Here is a 20,048-nt window from a genome sequence, read left to right as displayed (position 1 = left end):
CTGCTGCCGCTTCCGACTCCGGAGCGGTGTCCGAGTCGGAAACCCGCCCAGGCCGGGGGCCCTCGGAACAGGTCGGCTCCCGGGACCCGGCATAGTGCCGATGTCCCTACGCCCGGCGTGACAGGTCGTCCACCAGGAGGTCGAGGGTCGCCTCCTCATGGAGCGCGACGCCGAGGGCGGTCATGGCAGGGGCGAGATCCGCGTCCCAGTCCGCGTCGACCGGCTGGCCGTCGAGCGCCAGTTGAGGGATGCCCTCAGCCTGACTGCGAGCGGCCAGATGCTCGTAATCCGCAGTGCCCATGCGCCACGGCCGGGCTTCGTAGCGGCGGATGACCCGGTTGGCCAGAGCGATCCCCGGCCAGTCGAAGTCGCCGTGGTACGCGAAGCGGCAACCCGTGGCGGCGAGGGCGTCGAGAAGTGTGAAGACCACGGTGGCCGCGCTGCCGGAGGTGCACACCAGGGGCTGGACGCAGGCCGCGTCCGCCGCGGCTTCCACCACGCGCGGGTTCTCACAGATGTGGATGAGAGTTCCGGCGGGGAGCTGCAGCCGGAGGCCATGCAGGTCGCGTGGCGTGACGTGCACTTCGGCGTGATGGTCGGCCCGCTCCCGCAGAGCACGCTCCCGCCAGCCCTCGCCGTCGGGTCGCAGCCCGTACGTCAGCACCGTGCTGGAGACCTCGTCCGGCGTGACGGACACCAGCCGCCACAGAGCGCGTCGGCCGGCCGCGTCGTCGGGGAACTCGGTGCCGTGGGCGAGGGCGACCCCGCGTTGGACGAGGCGTGCGAGCCAGGTGCCGTCGTCCAGGCCGTGCGCGGAGCCGGTTGTCATGGCAGCGAGTTCTCCTCGACCACGTGTGCCGTTGCGTTCAGGTCCTTCGAGCCCGAGGAGAGCTGTGAGGACTTGGACCGCCTGCTGGAGCGTCCAGATCGCCGTTTCAGGCGTCACTCCTCTCGGAACACCGGCACGGCGCAGCAGGTCGTACCACTGCCAGGGCCATTCCTGGTCGGCGAGTGGGGAGGCGTCCAGTGACGAAGCGAGGAATGACCACACCTGCTCCCGCCGTGCCGCCACGTCCGCGCGGGCGGCACGGCGGTCGGTTAGTGGCGGACCGAGTTCCTCCAGGGTCTGTCTGAGGCCGAGTCCGGCGGCCGAAGCGCGTAGCCGTGCGTCGAGCACGTCGAGCCGTATGGTCACGGCGGCACCTGTGAGGGGTTTGCCCAGTAGGAGAGACAGGGCGTTGCGTTCCTGGGCGTTCATCGCGGTCAGCCGGAGCGAACCCGTGGCCTGTACGCCGTTGCTCTCCAGGCGTTTACGTGCCCCCTGCCAGAGCCGGGTGAGTCCAGGTCCGTTCAGCCAGTCACGCGTTGCGGCGGGCAGCCCGCTCATACGGACACCAGACGTCGGTGCCGACCGTTCCAGGTGTAGTGCAGGGTGGCCACCCCGCGTACATGGGGATCACGGAGGCACTCGTAGATGTGCAGGGACGGAACCTCGGGCCAGTTGCCCATGAGCCGCTCGCTGGTGAGGACGAAGTCGAGATCGAGGTCGACGAGGATACGGCCTAGCCGCCCATGGGTGGGTTCGTCGACCTTGGCGAAGGCGTCGTCCAGGAGAATCAGGCGTGGCGCGTGCGGTGCCGACTCGGCGAGGCTGGTGAAATGGGCGGCTGCCGCGGCGAAGAGCACGAGGTAGGAGAGAACCCGTTGTTCGCCCTGGCTGAGACCGGTCCGGCCGGTCAGTTTCCTACGGCGGCCCGGAGCCGCGTCCTCGACCACAAAAGTGTGGAAGCGGAACCAGTCGCGGTAGTCCAGCGCGGTCCGCAGATGGGCGGCGTAACCGGCTGACGGGTCGGCACGGCGGGCGTCCTCGATTCGGCGTTGCAGCACCTCGCGCAGCTGCTCGGTCTGGTCGCGCGTCCTGAGGCTCGACGGACTGCGCAGCAGCTCGACGGCCGCGCGCACATCCGCGTCCACGTCCTCGTCCAGCTTCCACAGCAGCTCGACACCGAGGCCGTGGGAGGTGCGCACGGTCCGCAGGGTGTCGTTGAGAGCGGCGACCAGATTCGCCGCGGTGATGACCTGTGCCGAGAGGTGGTCGCCGAGCTCACCGGTCAGGAACCGCTGGAAGACCTCGCGTTCGCGCTCGGTGAGCCGTCCCCGGGCCTCCGCCGCCCGCACGGCGATCCGCTCGCCCACGGCCGCGACGTCATGGGACCCGTGGTCGTCGACCAAGCGGCACACCTTGATCCCGTCGCGCTCCTCCAGCTGCGCGTCGAACCCGCCGGCCAGTTGGTCGCGCAGATCGGTGTGACGGTTGAGCAGGGTGCTGTCCGACACCTCGCCCTTCGGGCGGCCGAGGGCTTGCTCCACGGCGTCGGCGAGGGCCCGCAGAGCTCGCAGACGGCTGCGCACGTCCGCGGCGGGATCGTCCGACACGTACTCGGGCAGCGAGGACCGGTCGAGGCCGGCGCCGAGCACCACCTCCGGTCGGCCGAGAGCCCCGCGCAGAGCGCTGCCGGTGTCGATGACCGCCGTCTCCTGGTCCGCCAGGGTCCCGCGCAGGCGTTTCTCGTCCTCTTCCGCGCGCACGCGCAGGTCGTGGAAATCGTCGCGAGCTCGTTGTGCCGCGGGGAGCGCTTGGACGGCGTGCGTGATGCGCTCCTTGGCGTCCTGCTCGCGGGAGAGGATCTCCTCCTCGGACGACCCGATGGCCTCCTCGCGGGTACGTAGGTCCTGCTCAGCGGTGCGCAGTCCAGCGAGGTGGAGCCGGTAGCTCTCGTCTGCGGCCAGGCGATCCTCTCGGGCGCGTCCGTACCGGTCGGCATCGGCGTGGTTCGCGCCGAGCCGCTCCCCTGTGCCGCCGACGGCCCTGCGCAGATGCCCGACACCGCTGAGCAGGGCGGCCAGTGCGGTGCGCACACGGTCCAGGGCGGCGGGGTCGCCGGGCAGGTCGTGGGCGGTGGCGGTGGCCTCTGCCTCGGTCCGCGCTGATACCGCGAGAGCGCGTGCCTCCTCGGCCAGCCGCGCCGCCCGGGTCGCCTTGGCGGTCAGGTCGCGCAGCGTCCGCTCGGCTGATTCGGTCCTGCTCCAGGCGTCCGCGAGACTCCGCGCCCTGGGGAAGTCCCGTTCCGCGAGCATGAGAGCCCGACGCACGGCATCGGCTACGGCAAGCTCTTCGCGGACATCGGCCAGCCGCTGTTCCGTATGCGCGATCCGCTCCTCCAACTCGGCGAGAATGCGTCGTCGAGTCTCGGCGCGTACTGCGGCCCCCACGTACTCGGTGTCGCGCTTGTCATGACGACCGCTGAGTACGCCCAGACGCCAACTGCCGTCGTAGAAGACCGCGTTGTGCGCGGAGGTCTCCTGTGTCGATGTGAGTGCGATGGTGGCCAGGAGACCCCCCACCTGCTCGGAGGTGACGCCGCAACCCGGCCCAGGGGCTGGGCGCAGGGCCGAGGCGAGAGTCGGCCCGTCGGACAGCGTGGGACCCGGCTGGAGAAGGGTGTCCCGGGTGCGCGGATCGAGAAGGACGCCGTCCGCACTCACCCACGCGTCCAGGATTCCACTCGCCTCCAGCGCCCCTTCCAGACCGGCTCGGTCGGCCGGAGCCAGGTCTTCCACGAAGTCCACGAGCCGATAGAAAGGGGCTCCACTGCCCGGCATCCTCGCGGCGGCGCGGTGGTGCGGGGCCGGCGGCTCGGGGTCGGTACGTTGCTCCCAGTCCCGCTTCTGCTCCGCCAGATGGTCGAGTTCCTCGCCGAGCCGGTTGACGCCGAGTGCCAGGGCGTCCCGGCGTCCGGTGAGTTCCTCGCCGTACGGCTCCAACGTGGCCTGAGCTGTCCGCCACGCCTGGCTGTCGATATCGGGTGGCAGCGTGCGGTCCGCGAACGGCGCGTCAGTAGAGGTCTCGTGGCCGACGGTGGCGTGGACGGCGTTCAGCGACGGGCAGTCGGGACCGAGCGCTTTCCGCGTGCGGGCAGCCCACTCGGCGACTCGAAGGGAGTAGGCGCTGCTCTCCTCGGCGACCTTCTGACGGCTGCTGTCGAGATGGCCGGCGGCCTCTTCTGCCTCGCCTTCCAACCGTTCCCGCTCGGCATCGGATTGAGCCGCTGCGGCCCGGGCCTCGTCCGCCCGTAAGATGAGGCGGGTCACCTCCTGAACCATCCGGGCCCGGTTTCTCACGACCGACTCGGCGTCCTCCAGCTGGTTCTGCCAGGACCGCAGCCCTTCCTGCGCCGTGACGGTGTCCACACGGGCCACCGATCGGTGCCGTACGGTACGCATCTCCCCGTCCGGAGTCGTCAGTTCGGTCTCGGCGGCCTGGGCCAGAACCGTGCGCGGCAGGGCTACCACCTCGCCGAGATGGCCGGTGGGAAGCCCCGCCTTCTCCGCCTGCGTCAGCAGCTCCCGGTGTTCGGTTCCCAGCTCGGCCAGCCGACTTCCGAGGTGTTCGACACCTTCGGCCAGCCGCTCCGCCGAGCCCTCCTCCGCATCGTGTGCGTTCCGCAGGGTGGTGAACGCGGCCGCGGCGGCGGTGTGCAGCGCCTCCACCGTGCCGCGGCGTTCCGACAGTTCGCGCAGACTGCGGTAGGCCTGGCTGGCGTGCAGGGCGGCCAGATCGGTCCGGGCGGCCTGTTCCTCGTCACGCAGGGTCTCCAGCCGGCCCTCCGACTCCTCCTCCTGCGTCCTCAGGTCGCTCGTCCGCTGTGCGGCGTCTCCGGCTGCCCGGCGCCGCTGTGCGAGGACGCCCAGCTCGTGGCTCACTCTCTGGGCTGAGGTGCGCAGGACCCCGGCCAGGTAGCCGCGGTAACTGGTGAGGAACGTGCGCAAGGCCGCGTCGGTGCGTTCCAGGCGGCCGAGTTCGTCCCGTACGGCGTCAAGGTCATGGAGGTTGCGCGCCACCTTCTCGACGACGTCCTCGTCGAGCCCCGGCAGGGTCTCGCTCAGCAGGGAGACCAGGCCCCCGTGTTCGATCCGGTCGCCGACCGTCGGGCGCCGCAGCCGGTGGAGGAGCTGGGTGAGGTTGCGATAGCGCGTCGCGTCGGTGATGCCGAACAGTTCCCGGGCCACGCGTGAGCGGTGCTGGACCGCACGGTCGGTCGTGTTGTCGGAGCCGACGATCTCCTTTAGCCGGTCGACCGGCAGCGGCTTGCCGGCCTCGACCAGGTGCAGGTCCTCACCGATTCGCAGCGGGGTGACGAAGAACGTCGGCAGCGCCTTCTGTGTCGACTTCGAGGCGCGGATGGCGGCACCGAGCGTCAGGTGGCGCTGACCGCCGTCGTCGTCGGCCATGCCCCGGAACTCCACCCACAGGTAGCCGAGACGGTTGGTCTGCTCGAACCCGTCCAGCATCAGCCAGGCGAGCGTGGTGCGGCCGGTGCCGGTCGCGTCCAGTGCCCGGGAGTCGCCATCCAGAAGATACGGGAGCAGCATCTCCAGGGCCTTGGACTTGCCCGCGCCGTTCTTGCCGCGCAGCAGCAGCCGTCCGTCGCCGAAGGAGAACTCCTGCTCGTCGTACTGCCAGACGTTCTGGATGCCCGCCCGGTGCAGCCGAAAGCGCGCGCCGGTGGTCGTCGCGGGGCCGGAACGCGGCAGCGGAACGAGGCCACGCGCGTCGGTGGTCATAGCGGCAACTCCTCTTGAACGTCCGTGCCTTTGCCGACTGCGGTGGCCGGGCGCACCATGACTTGGGTGGCGTAGCGAGCCGCTGCGGCCAGCAGCACCCAGCCGTCACCGCCGGGCCGTGCGCCATGGACATCGGTCACCGTGCGTCCTTCCGATGCCTCTTCGACGTACCCCTTCGGCAGTCCTTCGCCCTCGGCGCGCAGCCGGCCCGCGCGGGCCATCAGCCGCATGCGGACCAGCAGGTCCAGTACGGCCTCTCGCAGGGAGGGAAGGTCCTCCAAATAGCCGCGTTGCCAGTTGCTGCGCTGCCCGTACTCGGCGATGAGCTCGGCGAGCACCTCATCCACCAGGCCGTCCGGTACGGCCACCCCGATGACGAGCGTCCCGCCGGTCGCCGGATGCCCCGGTTCCTGCGGCCGAAGCCGTTCCACGAGCCGTTCCGTCAGCAGCAGCGCGGCCTGTGCGACGGTCCCGGTGCCCGGCAGGTGCAGATCCGTGAGCTCCTCCTCGGGGTCCACCAGCGCCACGCCCTCGGCACGGATCTCCATCTCCAGACCAAGGAGTTCGGAGAAAGCCTGGGCCTCCCGGCGCTGCCGGGTGCGCAGCCAGTCACGCTCGGCGTCCGTCAGCTCGTCGAGGTGGACGACGGGTGTCTCGACGAGCATCCGGCGCACGTAGGTGCGTGGTCCGCCGAAGCCCGGGTCCGCAGCCCGCCGGACCAGGTCGGCGCCGTCCCGTGCTTGGGAGAGCGGGCCGGCGACAACCACGCGTGCCAGCTCCCGATCTATCGTGATCAGGGCTTCTCCGCCCGCCTCCTGCGCAAGCGCGGCCACATGGCCCTCGGTCTCGATGAGCACGCCCCAGTCGACGAGCTGGCGCAGAGCCGCTACCAGGGTCCGCTTCCCGGCCGCCCGGCCCGTTTCCTCCAGCTCAATCCCGGCGTCGGCTGCGGCCGCCCTGATATCGGCGACCAGGTGTGACAGCAGCATCTGCTCGGGCGCCGTCACCAGCACGGACAGGGCCAGCGCGAGGCAGGCGTACGTGTGTGGGGTGAACGGGGTGCCGGTGGAGCGCTCCAGCCGATGACCCGAACCCGCCCCCAGCCCCGCCTTGAACAGCCGGGCGTAGGAGCTGTCGACCAGCAGGCGGTAGCCGAGCACCTGCTGGAACCGTTTGCCCAGCCAGTCGGCGTGCCTGCGGATCAGCGGGAAGAGGTCGGCATGAGGGCCGTCCGACGCGACCAGCGGGTGGCCGAGCAGCAGCCGGGCGGCGGTGCGGCGCTCGGCGGCCAGGGCTACGTCGTGAGTCGAGGGGAGGGTCATGACACGCTCGCCTCCGTTTCGCCGTCGACCGCGGCGGAGGTGCGACCGATGTCCAGCTCCAGGTCGTCCAGCAGCAGATCGCCGTCGGCCGAGTACAGCACCGTTCGCGTGCCCGCCGTCCGACGCACGGTGAGGCGGATACGCAGTTCGGCGTCTTCACTACTGGCCGAGTCGAGGTCGAACACCGCCGTCCTCTCCCCATCCGTGCTGACGGGCCTGCTGAGCTGTGCGTTTCCGAGCGCTGTGGCCAGTAGCTCCAAGAGCAGGCCGAGCGCCGCTGACGTGAGGCGTACCTCGGCGAACCGGCCGGACGCGCTGCGCAGTTCGTCCGCCGCCGCTGCTCTGGCCGCTGCCCGCTGCCGTGCGGCCTCCCTCAGCAGCTGCTTCTGCGCGGAGTGGTCCTCCACCGCCGAGGCCCGGCCCCGCTGGGCGCGGCTGCCTCTTTCACGCAGGGCCACCGGTACCTCGACCACCGGACCGGTCCACCAGCTCGTGTAGGCGGGCACCACCTCGTCGGTGGCCGGAGGTATGCCCAGATGGCGGGCGCCGTACAGCCCGAAGGCGGCGACGGCGATGTCGTGCGCGTCCCGCGGCGCCGCTTCGTCGAACCAGCGGGCCAGCCGCAGCAGATCCTTGCGCCGGGACATCTCCCCGGTGGCCGATCGCAGCATTCGCTTGGCGTTGGCGAGCAGCGACTGCAACGCGCGGAGAGTGGCATCGCGTAGCTGGTCGACCTGGCTGCCCTGGCCGTCGGTGTTGCTGAACCAGCCGCGCAGGCCCTCCCAGTCCGCGACTTCGCGGCCCCGGCTGCGCTGGATGCGTACGTCCGGGCGGCTTTCGTCCTGTGCCTGCGCCGAGAGCCCGGTGAGCCCCTGGGCGTGGGAGTCCAGCCGGTCCAGCAGAGCCGGGATGTGCGGCCACAGAGTGTCCAACGCCGCTGAGATCCGGGGCGCACGGAACGCCACGTCCTCCGTGATCGCCTCGACGTAGTCCAGGAGCAGCTCCTTGAAGCCCTGGTACTCGGCGCTGTCCAGGTCGTAGCGGGACAGCACCTGGCCGAGGTAGGCGTAGAAGTCGCGTATGGAGTCCGCGAACTCGCTGAACTGCACGAACAGAGTGCTGATCCGCTCAAGTCCGTCCTGCGGCTCGACGCCGCCCGGCGCGGTCACGAGGTCGGCCAGCTCCCGTAGTCCGCGCTCGACCAGGGCCAGCAGTTCGTTGCTCACCTCGCGGGCGGCGTCGGCCTCGGCCAGGACCCCGTCGGCGTCCCGCTGGATACGTTCGCCCAGTTTCGACAGCTGGTAGCGCGAGCGGGAACGCTGGTACTCGCTGATGCTGGACGCGTTCACCGTGTGGCTGCTGCGGAGCAGGTTTCCCCACTGGACCAGCTGTTCCAGTCGGACTGTGAGGGTGTCGGCGTCGAGTCCTGCGGCGGAAGCACCGGTCTGGCGCAGTTTCGCCATGATGTCCGGGACGGCGAGATCCGCCAGCAGCGTTCCGCAGAAGACCCGCATGATCGCGACGTGCTCCAGCCGCTCGGGCGCGCTGAGGTACGTGTACGCGTTCAGCCGCCGCCGCGCCTCCTCGTCGGCGTCCTGACCTGCACCGGATGCTGATGCCCCCATGCCCGTGAGGTTACGCGGCGCGTGCGGGCGCCACCGGTGAGTGGCCGAAAATGCCACGGACGTGTGCCGGCCTCTGGCGATTCCCGTGGCAGCGGCCTGTGCGGCATGCGGGCGTTCGGCGTCCCCGGCTCACCCTGAATGGGCCCTTCGGTTTCTGTGCTGGGTGGCCTCCAGGAGAATGGGGTACGTTCAGGCCGATATCGATGGGGGCGGAAGACGGAAGGAGGCACGCGGTGTCATACGAACCCAAACTCGCCGCGGCTCTTTCCGGCGCGACTCTGCGCCAGCTGTCCCACTGGCGCCGAGCCTCCGGGCCCAAAGGCGCCGTGCTCGTCCCCGAGATCTCCAACGAGAGGCCGATCCTCTACTCGTTCCGCGACGTTGTCGCACTCCGCATCTGCGTGCAGCTGCGCGAAGAGGCTTCGTTGCAGAAGATCCGCCGTGCGCTGAACACGCTCCGGGAAGACCTCGGCGAGTGGGAGCACCTCTCCTCGTACAAACTCGTCGCGGGCCCGGACACTATCTATCTGGCTGAACCCGACCACGCCGTAGACCTGATCAAGGGGGGCAACGTGGTCATCCACCAGATGGTGGATGTTCTCGCGCCCTTCTATAAGGACGGCCGTAGCATTCCCGCTCTGCTCACCCCCCGTGAGCACGTCGCGGTCGACGAGTCGGTCCGCGGCGGAGAACCGGTCATCCAAGGCACCAGGATCCCAGCCTCAGACGTCGCTGCCCTCGTAAGAGACGGCATCCCGCCGGACCAGATCGGTGAGTTCTACCCAGGCGTGACGGCCGAGGCCGCCCGGGACGCCGCCGACTTCAGCGAGTACGTCGACAGCTATGGCAGCAGCGAGCCGCGGCAGGTTGTCGCTTGAAACTGCTGCTCGACGAGAACGTGCCCCGTCCCATGGCCGAGATCGTGCGCATCCTGCTGAAGGCACATGATGTCGTCCACGTCCACGAGCGCAAGGGTTGGACGGGCACGAAGGACATTGAGCTGTACGCCAAGGCCAAGGCCGACGGCTTCGAAGTCGTCATCACCAACGACACCAAGCAGCTCAGCCGGCCACTCGAAGTGGCAGCCATCGCACAGTCGGGCCTGCATCGCATCGAGTACCGCCAGAACAACAAGCATGGTGGCCTAGTGGGCCTGGGAACGGCGATCGCCACCGTCTGCGCGGCCCTTCCTCATGCCCTGTCCGAACTCGAAGCAGCTGACGGCCAACGTCTCGTCTCTCTGACGTCGATCGACCCGACCCGGCAGAAGCGCCTGCAGATCACGGACCCGGCCGTCGCTCCGCCAAAGCACTGGCCTGGCCGCGATTCGACCGCCAAGTCCTGACGCCTCGATACACGAGGGTTCCCGGCCGGTACCCAGGGGAAGCGTTGCCGGGAAATGATCTGGCATCGCCGCCTGCGCTTCGTATCACCAAGACTCACTGCCGAGCTCTTCCTGGAGTTCGGCGATGCGGCGTTGGGTTGCCGCCGCGTTCTTCTGCTGACGGGTCAACTTCGTCTCGGCGGCTGCCAGTTCCCGGGCGAGCCGCTCTCGATCAGCTGCCGCCCGCTCACGGATGGTCCCGTCATCGCGATATGCCGGCCCTACCCGCTCACTGCTCACTACGCCGCGACGCTCCCCGCACTCCGGGCAGTCGACGACGCTGGTAGAAACGTAGCTGTGCTCGCGATGCTGAATGTGTGGCACCACATGGTCGCAACGGAGAGTGAGGTCCCAAGTATCGAGATCCTTCTTGCATTCCTCTCGTGAGGGCCAGGAAGCGAACAGCCTGGCGAGCTTCTCCACCTGCTTCGGCCCCATCGGTGGTGGCGGGCAGCAGAAACAGCAGTGCGTTACCCGAGAACCGCTGACGGTCCACCGGGCGTCCCGGCAGTCGACGTGCCGCTCCCGGAACTTTTGGTTGGCCTCCTCGTATTCGAGCTTCTCCGCGTCGGACAACTTCAGGAGGGGTGGCCAGCTCCCCAGCTCATCCGTCATGGGCAGTCCGCAGCCGCGGCAGGGCTCACCAGCCACGTATTCCGCCCAGCTGAGACGTGTACCTTCGCGCTCCCACTGCTCATCCCGCTCGCGGCGCCGCCGGTCATCCGCTTCGGCCTCGAGGGCCGAGCGCAGAGCACGCTTGGCGGCTCGTTGCCGCTTCTGCTCCTCAGTGAGCTTGGCCATGCGTTTCACCCCTCGCTGCACCGTGTTCTCATGCACGACCGTGCAATCCATGCTGGCGTGGCCACCCCGTGCGCCGACTGCCCGTGTGCCGGATGACGACTTGTGACCGTACCTGGATCGCAAGCGGCCTTCAGGCGACTGGTGTCGTCTGGAGCGGACAGCCGGAGGTTCCTGATTTGATACGTGGTCAGGAGCCGCACTGTAGAGAGCGCGGACAACAGGGCACACGACGCAAGGGCCAATCTCGCCAGCCCGCGACCTGCTCCGAACCCGTACATGCGGCACGTCTCTGAAAGTCCCCAGCACTCTGTCACGTCCCCTTGTGGCGTAGCACCGTGATTCGTACACCGCTCCTGAGTGCAGGGAACTCTCGTGGAGCGGGGCGCCGGTGAAGGATTTTGACAGTTTCGAGACCCTCGGTTTATTCGTCCGCTCCCCGGTCCGCTCGTGCTGACCTAGGATCGTTAGCGACCATGCACCCACCGTGATGGTTCGGGGTGGACCGGGTGCGTACACACCTTGGGGAGGCCCCGTAGGGCTCGGCCTCTCCGCGACCACTGGCACCCCGGGGCGACAAAAGGGCACGGGGAAGACGATGAGGGACCATCACCTGACGAGGGGCGAACTGATCGACGGCCGCTACGAGCTGGCGGAGCTGCTCGGTAGAGGTGGCATGGGCGAGGTGTGGGCGGCGTACGATCAGCGGCTGGACCGGTCTGTGGCGGTGAAACTGCTGACACCACGGACGTCTGTCTCCAAGATGCCGCGCAGGCTCGATCCGCAGGACCCCGCCGTCGTCCGCTTCACCAGAGAAGCACGACTGATGGCCAAGCTGGAGCACCCGTACGTACCGGTCATCCATGATGCGGGCACCCATCGAGCGAGTCGGCTCTATCTGGTCATGCAGCGGGTGTACGGACACACGCTGGACCGGCTGGTGGCCCAGCGCGGACCCTTTCCCGTGGAGTGGGCCGCCGCGGTGGGCGCCCAGGTGTGCTCCGTGCTGGCCCAGGCTCACGGACGCGGCTTCGTTCACCGGGATCTGACGCCCCGCAACGTAATGCTCACGACAGACGGCACGGTACGCGTCCTCGACTTCGGTATCGCCACCGCTCTGCAACCACCGGACGGGCCACGGTTGACCGACGCCGGCATGGTGGCCGGAACTCCGGGCTTCATCTCTCCAGAACAAGGCAAGGGGCAGGCGGCCACTCCCCTCAGTGATCTGTACGCGCTGGGCTGCGTGCTGTACGAGATCCTGGGAGGCCGACCGCCGTTCACGGCCGACGAGCCGCTGGCTCTGGTGGTCCAGCACATCGCCGATACTCCGGTACCACTGGATCGGCTGCGCGACGACGCACCAGTCGAACTGTGCAACCTGGTCTCCCGCTTACTCGCGAAGCGCCCGGAGGACCGACCGGCGGACGCAGCCGAAGTCCGGGAGGCCCTCGCGCCCTGGGCCGAGCAGGCGGTGCCGAAGGCCACCCGCGCCGGAACTCCGAGGCCGCACGATGGCACCGGCCTTTCGAACGATCCGCCCCCGGACAAAGCACACGCACCCGTTCCGGAGCGCGCCCCGGCCCCGCTTGCGACGGCAAAATCTTCCGTTCAACCAGCGCAACCGCCGTCCACTTCCGGGGACGGGCCGCCTGCAGAGTCTGCGGACCTGCGCGAGCGCGCGCAACGCCTTGCGGCAGAGGGGCGGTTGTCACAGGCACTGGAGTTGCTGGGCAAGGACCTCAACGAGGTGCTGCCCCGTTTCGACTCCTCCCATCCGGAGGTCGTCTCCCGCCGACTGGCCATCCTCCGGTTGCAGTTCGAAGGGCAGGAACTGCAAGCGGCGCGCGAGGGCTGTCTGGAGCTCGCGGAAACCCTCGTGTCGACCCGTTCCGCGCCGGACGCGGGACTCGCGGCTTGCCGGGTGATGGCGGCCCGCTGCCTTGGCCGGCTCGGGCACAACTCCGCCGCCCTCCTGGAGCTTCGCGAGGCGCTCGATCTTCAGAAGAAGGTGCTTCCCCCGCTGGATCCGGAGGTGTTGGAGACCCGCCGGGACATCGCCACCCTCCTGGCCGGCTCGGGCTCGGCCGGTGAAGCCCTAGAGGTTCTGCGCCACCTCACCGACGACCAACGGACCGCGCTACCTCCCGACCATCCCGCCCATGCCGAGGTGGAGCGTCTGATCAGCCGCCTTGGCAGACTGACGCGCGCGCTCCGCCTCCCGCAGTGATCCGCCGACGACCCATCCACAACCAGGAGAGAAAGTATGTGAACTAGGTCAACGAACGAAGCGCTCGTCAATATGAGGCACTCCGGTAGGCACCGCCGTCTCGCCGAGAGTGATAGTGGAGGATGTCCGCATGCCCGGAACCACCCGTACTTCCGAAGCCTCCGCAATCGTCGCGCCGCCCAAGGAGAACGCTCTCGTCCAGGTACGCGGCCAGAACTGGGTGGTGTCCGGAGTCGAAGCTGCCCCGGCCGGCGATGTCACCGTGGTGCATCTACAGTCCGTCGCCGATGGCCGCTACGGCGACACCCTCTCCGTTATATGGGAGGTCGAGCCGGGGCGTCGCGTCCTCCCCGCCGGCTCCCTCCCCGATGTCTCCACCGGAGCGTTCGACCCGCCGGAGCAGCTCGCGGCCTTCCTCGACGCCGTCCGCTGGTCCGCCGTCGCTTCCGCCGACGTGAAAACGCTCCAGGCCCCCTTCCGGTCAGGGGTGGCCATCGAGCCGTACCAACTGGAACCGGTCGCCCGCGCCGTCGGTGCCCCCCGCGTCAATCTGCTACTCGCTGACGACGTCGGTCTCGGCAAGACCGTGGAGGCCGGGCTGGTCGCCGAGGAGCTACGGCTGCGGGGCCGGGCGCACCGCGTCATGGTCGTTTGCCCGGCGGGGCTCACCCTCAAGTGGCGCGACGAGATGGCCGACAAGTTCGGCCTCGACTTCACCGTGGTCGACTCAGCCTGCTGCGCCGAGCTGCGCCGCACGCACAGCAGCGCCGCGAACCCGTTCCGCGTGTTCCCGCTGACCATCGTCAGCCTTCCCTGGCTGCGCACGCCCAAGGCGCAGCGGCTCATTGACGAGGTACTGCCCCCGGGAGGGTCGACGGAACTGCCGGGCCGCCCTGGGCGCCGTACCTTCGATCTGCTGATCCTGGACGAGGCGCACCATGTCGCCCCGAGTGCGCCCAAGCAGATCTACGCCGTCGACTCCCAGCAAACCAAGCTAATCCGGCGGCTCGCCCCCCACTTCGAGCACCGGCTCTTCCTCTCCGCCACCCCGCACAACGGCTACCAGGAGTCGTACACCGCCCTGCTGGAACTCATCGACAACCAGCGCTTCTTCCGCGGCGTCGAGCCGGACAAGGCCGCCCTCGACGACACCGTCGTACGACGTCTGAAGACCTCCGTCACCGACGAGGAGGGCAACCCCCGCTTCCACATCCGCGAATCGAGGGCGCTTCCTGTCGAGTACCCCGACACCGAGCGCGAGATCCACGCCCTCCTCACCCGCTACGCAGAACTGCGCAAGAAGCGGGTCACGCCCGACCGGCGCGGCGGCCGGAAAGCCGTCGACCTGGTCACCCTGCTACTGAAGAAGCGGCTGTTCTCCTCTCCCGCCGCCTTCGCGCACACCGTCGGCGTCCACCTAGACTCGGTACGCGCCAAGGCGAAGTCAGGCGGAAAAAAGGAGGTTCCGGCCCCGGTCGAGACCCCGCTGTGGATCACGCAGTACGAGGACTACGCCGCCGAGCTCGACGACGAGGAGCTGGCCGAGGCCGAGCACGACGCGATCACGCGCGCCGCCACGGTCACTCCGGGATCTTCCGAGGAAGAGGTCGAGCTGCTGGAGCGGATGGCCCGCTGGGGCCAGGCCCACCAGGCGTCCCCTGACGCCAAGGCCAAGGAGCTCGTCAAGACCCTCAAGGCCATCTGCCTGACCGACGGGAGGTGGGGGAACGAGCGGGTCGTCGTGTTCACCGAGTACCGCGACACCCAGGACTGGCTGCTGAACCTGCTCCAGCAGGAGGGCCTGGCCCAGGAGGGCCGCGTCCTCACCCTCCACGGCGGGAAGAACGCTGAAGAGCGCGAGCAGATCCGGCTCGCATTCCAGGAGCAGCCCACCAGTCCTGAGGGCACGGTACGCATCCTCATCGCCACTGATGCCGCAAGCGAAGGAATCGACCTCCAAGATCATTGTCGACATTTGATCAACTACGACATCCCGTTCAACCCCAACAAGCTCGAACAGCGCATCGGCCGCATCGACCGGTACGGCCAGCGATACAACCCGCAGATCATGCACTTCGTAGGCGCGGCCTGGGACAAGGCCAGGACGGACGTGTACGAGGCCGACCTGGAGTTCCTGGCCCGTATCGCGCGGAAGGTCGCGCAGATGGAGGAGGACCTCGGCGAGGTCAACGCCGTGCTCGCCGAGAAGGTCCAGTTGCGGATGACGGGTCAGCTCAACGACTTCGACATCGAGCACGCCCGCGCGAAGAAGATCAAGGGCCGTCCCACGGGCGGCAAGGTGGACGCCGAACAGAACGTCACCGAGCAGGTGCGACGGCTCAGCGCCCAGCTGAAGCAGACGACCGTGGAACTCGGCATCACCCCGGACCGGGTCGCCCGCGTGGTGAACACCGCGCTGAATCTGGCCCGCCAGCAGCCCCTCGTACCGTGCCTCGACGAGAACGCGCCGTCCGAAGACGACTTCCGGCAGGGCCTGTACACCGTGCCGCCGCTTACCGGCTCCTGGGAGCGCGCAACGCGTGGCCTGCCCGACAAGCTGCGCCCCGACGTCCTGCGCCCGGTCACCTTCGATGCGCAGGCAGCCTCGGGACGCCCCGACATCGTGCTGGCTCATCTGAACCATCCGCTCGTCGCCATGTCGACGCGGCTCCTGCGCGCGGCCGTATGGAACGCGGACAACGTCGACCTGCGCCGGATCACGGCCGTCGTCAGCGACGACCCGGCCCTGGAGACCACGTTCGTCGGAGCGTACGCCCGCTTCGTGCTGGTCGGCACGGACGGGCAGCGCCTCCACGAGGAGATCCTGCACGCGGGCGGCTGGCTCGGCGACAACGGCTGGCAGCGTCGGCTGCGCGGCGTGGAGGCGGTCGCCTCGATCCTGGACCGCGCCCTCACCGAAGGCCGCCCCGCCAAGGAGCGCCTGCTCCACCGCCTCCAGCAGAGCTGGCCGAAGACGTACGAGGGCCTCACCCAGTCCGTCGACGCGCGTGGCAAGGAGCGCAAGGCGTCCCTGATGGACCGGCTGGCCGAGCGCCAGGCCGACGAGGAGCAGCGCATCAATGCCACCCTCGACCGTCTCCAGCGCACCCTGCGGAACCGGCTCGGCGAGACCTCCTCCGCCATGGCGGCCTCCCCGACGGGCGGGATGGACACGCTCTTCGGCCTGGACGAGCTGAAGGATCCCGACGAACGCCGCCAGCTCGCCGACGACCGCAAACGCTGGCGGGCTCGGCTCGACGGCGTGGAGGACGAACGCGAGCGCGAACTCGCCGCGATCGCTGCCCGCTACCGCGACCCGCAGGACCATCTCTTCCCCGTCGCCGTCGTCTTCGTCATCCCCGCCAAGGAGGCATACTGATGAGCTCCGCGCCGCGTTCCGGAAGCCGCCGCCCCTCCGCCGCCGCGATCCGTGCCGCGAAGGCGTCCGACGGCAAGCAGCAACACTTGGACTGGCTGAACCTCGTCGAGGTGTCCGGCCCGTTCCTCACCCTGCCGGTCCTGCTGCGCAGCTGGCCACAGCTGGAAGGCGTGCCCAGCGGGCTCCGCGCCGACATCCGCCTCCACCACGGCATCTGGCAGGACGACCGCAAGGGTGCCGGCCGCCTCGACTGGATCGGCTTCCAGCTGCGCACCCTGCTGGAATGGGACGACGCCCTGCATCTGCGGGAGGACGCCGGACAGTTCGGTGACAGCGGCGAAAGCCTGGCCGAGAACGACACGCTGCTGGACCGGTTCGCCGTCAGCCCGCCCGGGGCCGACACCACCGTCCGCCCCGACTTCGCGCTCGTCCGCCCCGGAACCGACCCCACCGCCGAACCGGATACTGCTGGCACCGCCCAGCACGTACCGATCCTCGGCCTGGTCCTCCCGCCCGACACCGTGCCGACCCGCCGTATCAGGGACGACTCCTGGGCGGCGAGCGGAGTCGACCGGCTCGCCCACGTCCTGCGCCACCATGGCGTCGAGCTGGGGCTGGTCACCGACGGCCGTTGGTGGTCCCTGGTCTGGGCACCGCCCGGCGGCGTCACGACGAGCGCCACCTTCGACACCATCGCCTGGAACGAGGCGGCCGACCTGGTGGCGGTCCGCGCCTGGGTGTCCCTCCTACGCCGTGGCCGGTTCTTCGGACGCCCGGTGGACGAGCTCCTCCCTGCGCTGCTGCGCGAGAGCCTGGACGGCCAGGAAGACGTCACCGAGGCGCTCGGCATCCAGATCCGTCAGGCCGTCGAACTCCTGGTGGACTCCATCGGCCGCGCCGAGGCTCGGATGGTCAAACGCGGCGGCAAGGGATTGTCAGGCGTACCGGCGAGCGAGGTCTACCGGGGCGCCGTCGCGGTCATGATGCGCGTCGTCTTCCTCCTCTTCGCCGAGGAACGGGGCCTGCTGCCCGCGGACAACGAGCTGTACGCGGAGGCGTACTCGGCCGGGCGACTGTACGAGACGCTGGACAAACGCCGCCGCGCGGACGGCGAGGACTCCCTGGACCACACCACCGCTGCCTGGCACCGGCTGATCGCCCTCTTCCACGCCGTCCACGGCGGAGTGGACCACCCCCTGCTCACATTGCCCGCGTACGACGGCTCGATCTTCGACCCGAAGCGCTTCCCCTGGCTGGAGGCGGTGCCGGAGGGCGCAGACGCCACGGACGACGACGCCACGCGGGCCGCAGACGGCCACACCTCCCTCCTCCCGATCGACGACCGCACCGTCCTGCACGTCCTCGACTCGGTGCAGTTCGTCGTCGTTAACAGGGAGCGGCGCCGGCTGACCTTCCGCGCCCTCGACGTCGAGCAAATCGGCTACGTGTACGAGGGCCTCCTCTCGTACGACGGCAAGCGCGCCCTGGACACCGTGCTCGGGCTCATGGGCAAGCCTGGCCTGGAACACGAGGTGAGCCTGACCGAACTGGAGGAATTGGCCGCCCCGTTCGGAGTGGGCGCACGCGCCGTCTCCGGCCAGAAGCCCGATCTCCCTGGCCTGTCGAAGAAACTGTACGAGCACTTGAAGGACCCCAGGCCGCCGGCCGCGGCGTCGAAGATGGAGAAGCTGCTCGCCCCCGGAGACGACCAGGCGCGGGGCAAGGCGACCCACCGCCTGCTCGCGGTCACTGAGAACGACCGCGACCTGGCCGAGCGCATCCTCCCCTTCCACGGCCTCCTCCGCGACGACCTTCGCGGTCTGCCGGTGGTGATCCCGGAGGACGGCTTGTACGTCACGGAGTCCCGCCTCCGCAAGAACACCGGCACCCACTACACGCCGCGTGTCCTGGCCCAGCAGGTCGCCGTGGGAGCACTGGAGCCACTCGTCTACCGTCCGGGCCCGCTCCAGACGGCGGACGACAAGCAGTGGAAGCTCATCGGCGCAGACGACATCCTGAAGCTCAAGATCGCCGACATCGCCATGGGTTCGGCCGCCTTCCTGGTTGCCGCCTGCCGCTACCTCGCGGACCGACTGGTCGACGCCTGGGTCGAGGCAGAGGACGAGGAGGCCCTAGCCTTCCGCGGCAGCCACCGCGACCAGACGGGCGCGATGACGGCGGCGGACGCGGAGAGCGACCCGGTGATGGTCCGCGCCCGGCGCCTGATCATCGAGCACTGCCTGTACGGGGTGGACATCAACCCCATGGCGGTGGAGATGGCCAAGCTGTCGCTGTGGCTGATCTCCATGGACCCGGAACGCCCGTTCACGTTTCTGGACGACCGGTTGGTGGCGGGGGACTCGCTGCTGGGGATCGCCAACCTGGAGCAGATCGAGAGTGTGCATCTCGATCCGGTAGCGGGCCGCAAGCTCCATCGGGGAGCCTTCGAAGAGGGGTGGACCGAGTGGGCGCGTGCTCGTGTCCACGGCGCGGCAGACAACCGGCAGGCCATCGCCGGAATCCACAGCGACACCATCGCCGACCTGGATGAGAAGCGGCGCCTGCTCGCGGCCACCAACGAGCACCTGCAACGCCTGCGGCTGATCGGCGACCTCACGACCGGGGCTGGCCTGGCTTCTGCCAGCGGCGGGGACTCGCTGCAAAACGCTACCTACCTCCAGGCTGCGGAACTGGCCGGAATGGTTGCCTCGGAGGCGGTCCGCGACTCCGATCCCGTGATTCACGATGCGCGAAGGCGCGCCCTGGACTGGCTGAGCAAGGATCTCCCCACAGACGGCTTCGTTCGCCTCCCTGTGCACTGGCCCCTCGTCTTCCCCGAAGTCTTCGAGCCGGACCAGAGCGGCTTCGATGCGATCATCGGCAACCCTCCTTTCCTCGGTGGCCAGAAACTGACGGGGGCGCTCGGGCAGGCATACCGCGAGTACCTCGTGCTCGGGCTGGGGCGAGGACAGCGAGGTAGCGCGGACCTCGTCGCATACTTCGAGCTCCGGGCCCACCAGTTGCTCAGCGAGCGCGGCCAGACGGGCCTGATCGCTACCAACACCCTTGCCCAAGGCGACACTCGGGAGGTCGGGCTGGACCAGCTACTTGACGACGGCATTGAGGTACGCCGAGCAGTAAAGAGCGCTCGCTGGCCTTCGCGGTCTGCGGCGCTGGAGTACTGCGCTGTGTGGACCACCAAGCCGAGTTTGGGTGCGGAAGCCACTCGGGTACTGGACGACGTCGCGGTCCGGGGTATCACTTCGTCGCTTGATCCGCGGTCCCGGGTTTCGGGGCGGCCGTACCGTCTGGTAGCGAACAGGGGCCAGTCGTTCCAGGGGGCCAACGTGCTGGGGAAGGGGTTCATCCTCACCCCCGAACAGGCAGACGACCTGATCCAGCGCGACCCTCGCAACAAGGACGTCCTCTTCCCCTACCTCAACGGCGAGGACCTCAACTCCCGCCCAGACTGCTCAGCCAGCCGCTGGGTGATCAACTTCCATGACTGGAGCGAGGAACGGGCCCGGGGATACCCCGAAGTATTCGCCATCGTCGAAAGAGACGTGAAACCCGAACGACTCAAGAACACCAACCGTCAACGTCGCGAGATCTGGTGGCGGTTCACCCGTCCCGCAATGGACCTTTACCGTGCCATCTCCGACTTGGACCGTGTTCTGGTGGTAGC

10 protein-coding genes are annotated in these 20,048 nt (G+C 69.0%); 5 read left to right on the top strand and 5 right to left on the bottom strand.

Annotated features, from left to right (window positions below; all coding sequences use genetic code 11):
• Positions 1-106: 106 nt before the first annotated feature.
• From ACIBW6_RS14985 to ACIBW6_RS14970, 4 genes are read right to left on the bottom strand one after another with little or no spacing between them, the layout of a single operon-like run.
• Positions 107-1,387, bottom strand: a complete 1,281-nt coding sequence (locus ACIBW6_RS14985) for a TIGR02679 family protein (RefSeq protein ID WP_399059723.1) — start codon at positions 1,385-1,387, stop codon at positions 107-109.
• Positions 1,384-5,625 (bottom strand): TIGR02680 family protein, encoded by a 4,242-nt coding sequence (locus ACIBW6_RS14980; RefSeq protein WP_399059722.1) that lies wholly within the window; start codon positions 5,623-5,625, stop codon positions 1,384-1,386. Before ACIBW6_RS14980 ends, ACIBW6_RS14985 begins: the two co-directional genes overlap by 4 nt.
• Positions 5,622-6,947 (bottom strand): TIGR02678 family protein, encoded by a 1,326-nt coding sequence (locus ACIBW6_RS14975; protein ID WP_399059721.1) that lies wholly within the window; start codon positions 6,945-6,947, stop codon positions 5,622-5,624. Before ACIBW6_RS14975 ends, ACIBW6_RS14980 begins: the two co-directional genes overlap by 4 nt.
• Positions 6,944-8,572 (bottom strand): TIGR02677 family protein, encoded by a 1,629-nt coding sequence (locus ACIBW6_RS14970; RefSeq protein WP_399059720.1) that lies wholly within the window; start codon positions 8,570-8,572, stop codon positions 6,944-6,946. Before ACIBW6_RS14970 ends, ACIBW6_RS14975 begins: the two co-directional genes overlap by 4 nt.
• Before the next feature lie 233 nt (positions 8,573-8,805).
• On the opposite strand from ACIBW6_RS14970, the gene ACIBW6_RS14965 reads away from it, so the two are divergent.
• Together ACIBW6_RS14965 and ACIBW6_RS14960 are read left to right on the top strand one after the other, a co-directional pair.
• Positions 8,806-9,450, top strand: a complete 645-nt coding sequence (locus tag ACIBW6_RS14965) for a DUF433 domain-containing protein (RefSeq protein WP_399059719.1) — start codon at positions 8,806-8,808, stop codon at positions 9,448-9,450.
• Positions 9,447-9,917 (top strand): DUF5615 family PIN-like protein, encoded by a 471-nt coding sequence (locus tag ACIBW6_RS14960; protein WP_399059718.1) that lies wholly within the window; start codon positions 9,447-9,449, stop codon positions 9,915-9,917. Before ACIBW6_RS14965 ends, ACIBW6_RS14960 begins: the two co-directional genes overlap by 4 nt.
• Positions 9,918-10,001: 84 nt before the next feature.
• Here the strand turns inward: ACIBW6_RS14960 and ACIBW6_RS14955 are convergent, their stop codons facing one another.
• Positions 10,002-10,757 (bottom strand): hypothetical protein, encoded by a 756-nt coding sequence (locus ACIBW6_RS14955; RefSeq protein WP_399059717.1) that lies wholly within the window; start codon positions 10,755-10,757, stop codon positions 10,002-10,004.
• Positions 10,758-11,352: 595 nt separating this feature from the next.
• Between ACIBW6_RS14955 and ACIBW6_RS14950 the strand changes: the two genes are divergently transcribed.
• The 3 genes from ACIBW6_RS14950 to ACIBW6_RS14940 form a co-directional block, all read left to right on the top strand.
• Positions 11,353-12,984 (top strand): protein kinase, encoded by a 1,632-nt coding sequence (locus tag ACIBW6_RS14950; protein ID WP_399059716.1) that lies wholly within the window; start codon positions 11,353-11,355, stop codon positions 12,982-12,984.
• Positions 12,985-13,114: 130 nt separating this feature from the next.
• Positions 13,115-16,363 (top strand): DISARM system SNF2-like helicase DrmD, encoded by a 3,249-nt coding sequence (drmD, locus tag ACIBW6_RS14945; protein ID WP_399059715.1) that lies wholly within the window; start codon positions 13,115-13,117, stop codon positions 16,361-16,363.
• The coding region (locus ACIBW6_RS14940) for an Eco57I restriction-modification methylase domain-containing protein (RefSeq protein ID WP_399059714.1) at positions 16,363-20,048 on the top strand (3,686 nt) is incomplete at its 3' end. The genes drmD and ACIBW6_RS14940, both read left to right, overlap by 1 nt.

The sequence above is a fragment of the Streptomyces sp. NPDC049813 genome (assembly GCF_044465085.1).
Lineage (GTDB): Bacteria > Actinomycetota > Actinomycetes > Streptomycetales > Streptomycetaceae > Streptomyces.
This window is presented reverse-complemented; position numbering and strand designations above follow the sequence as displayed.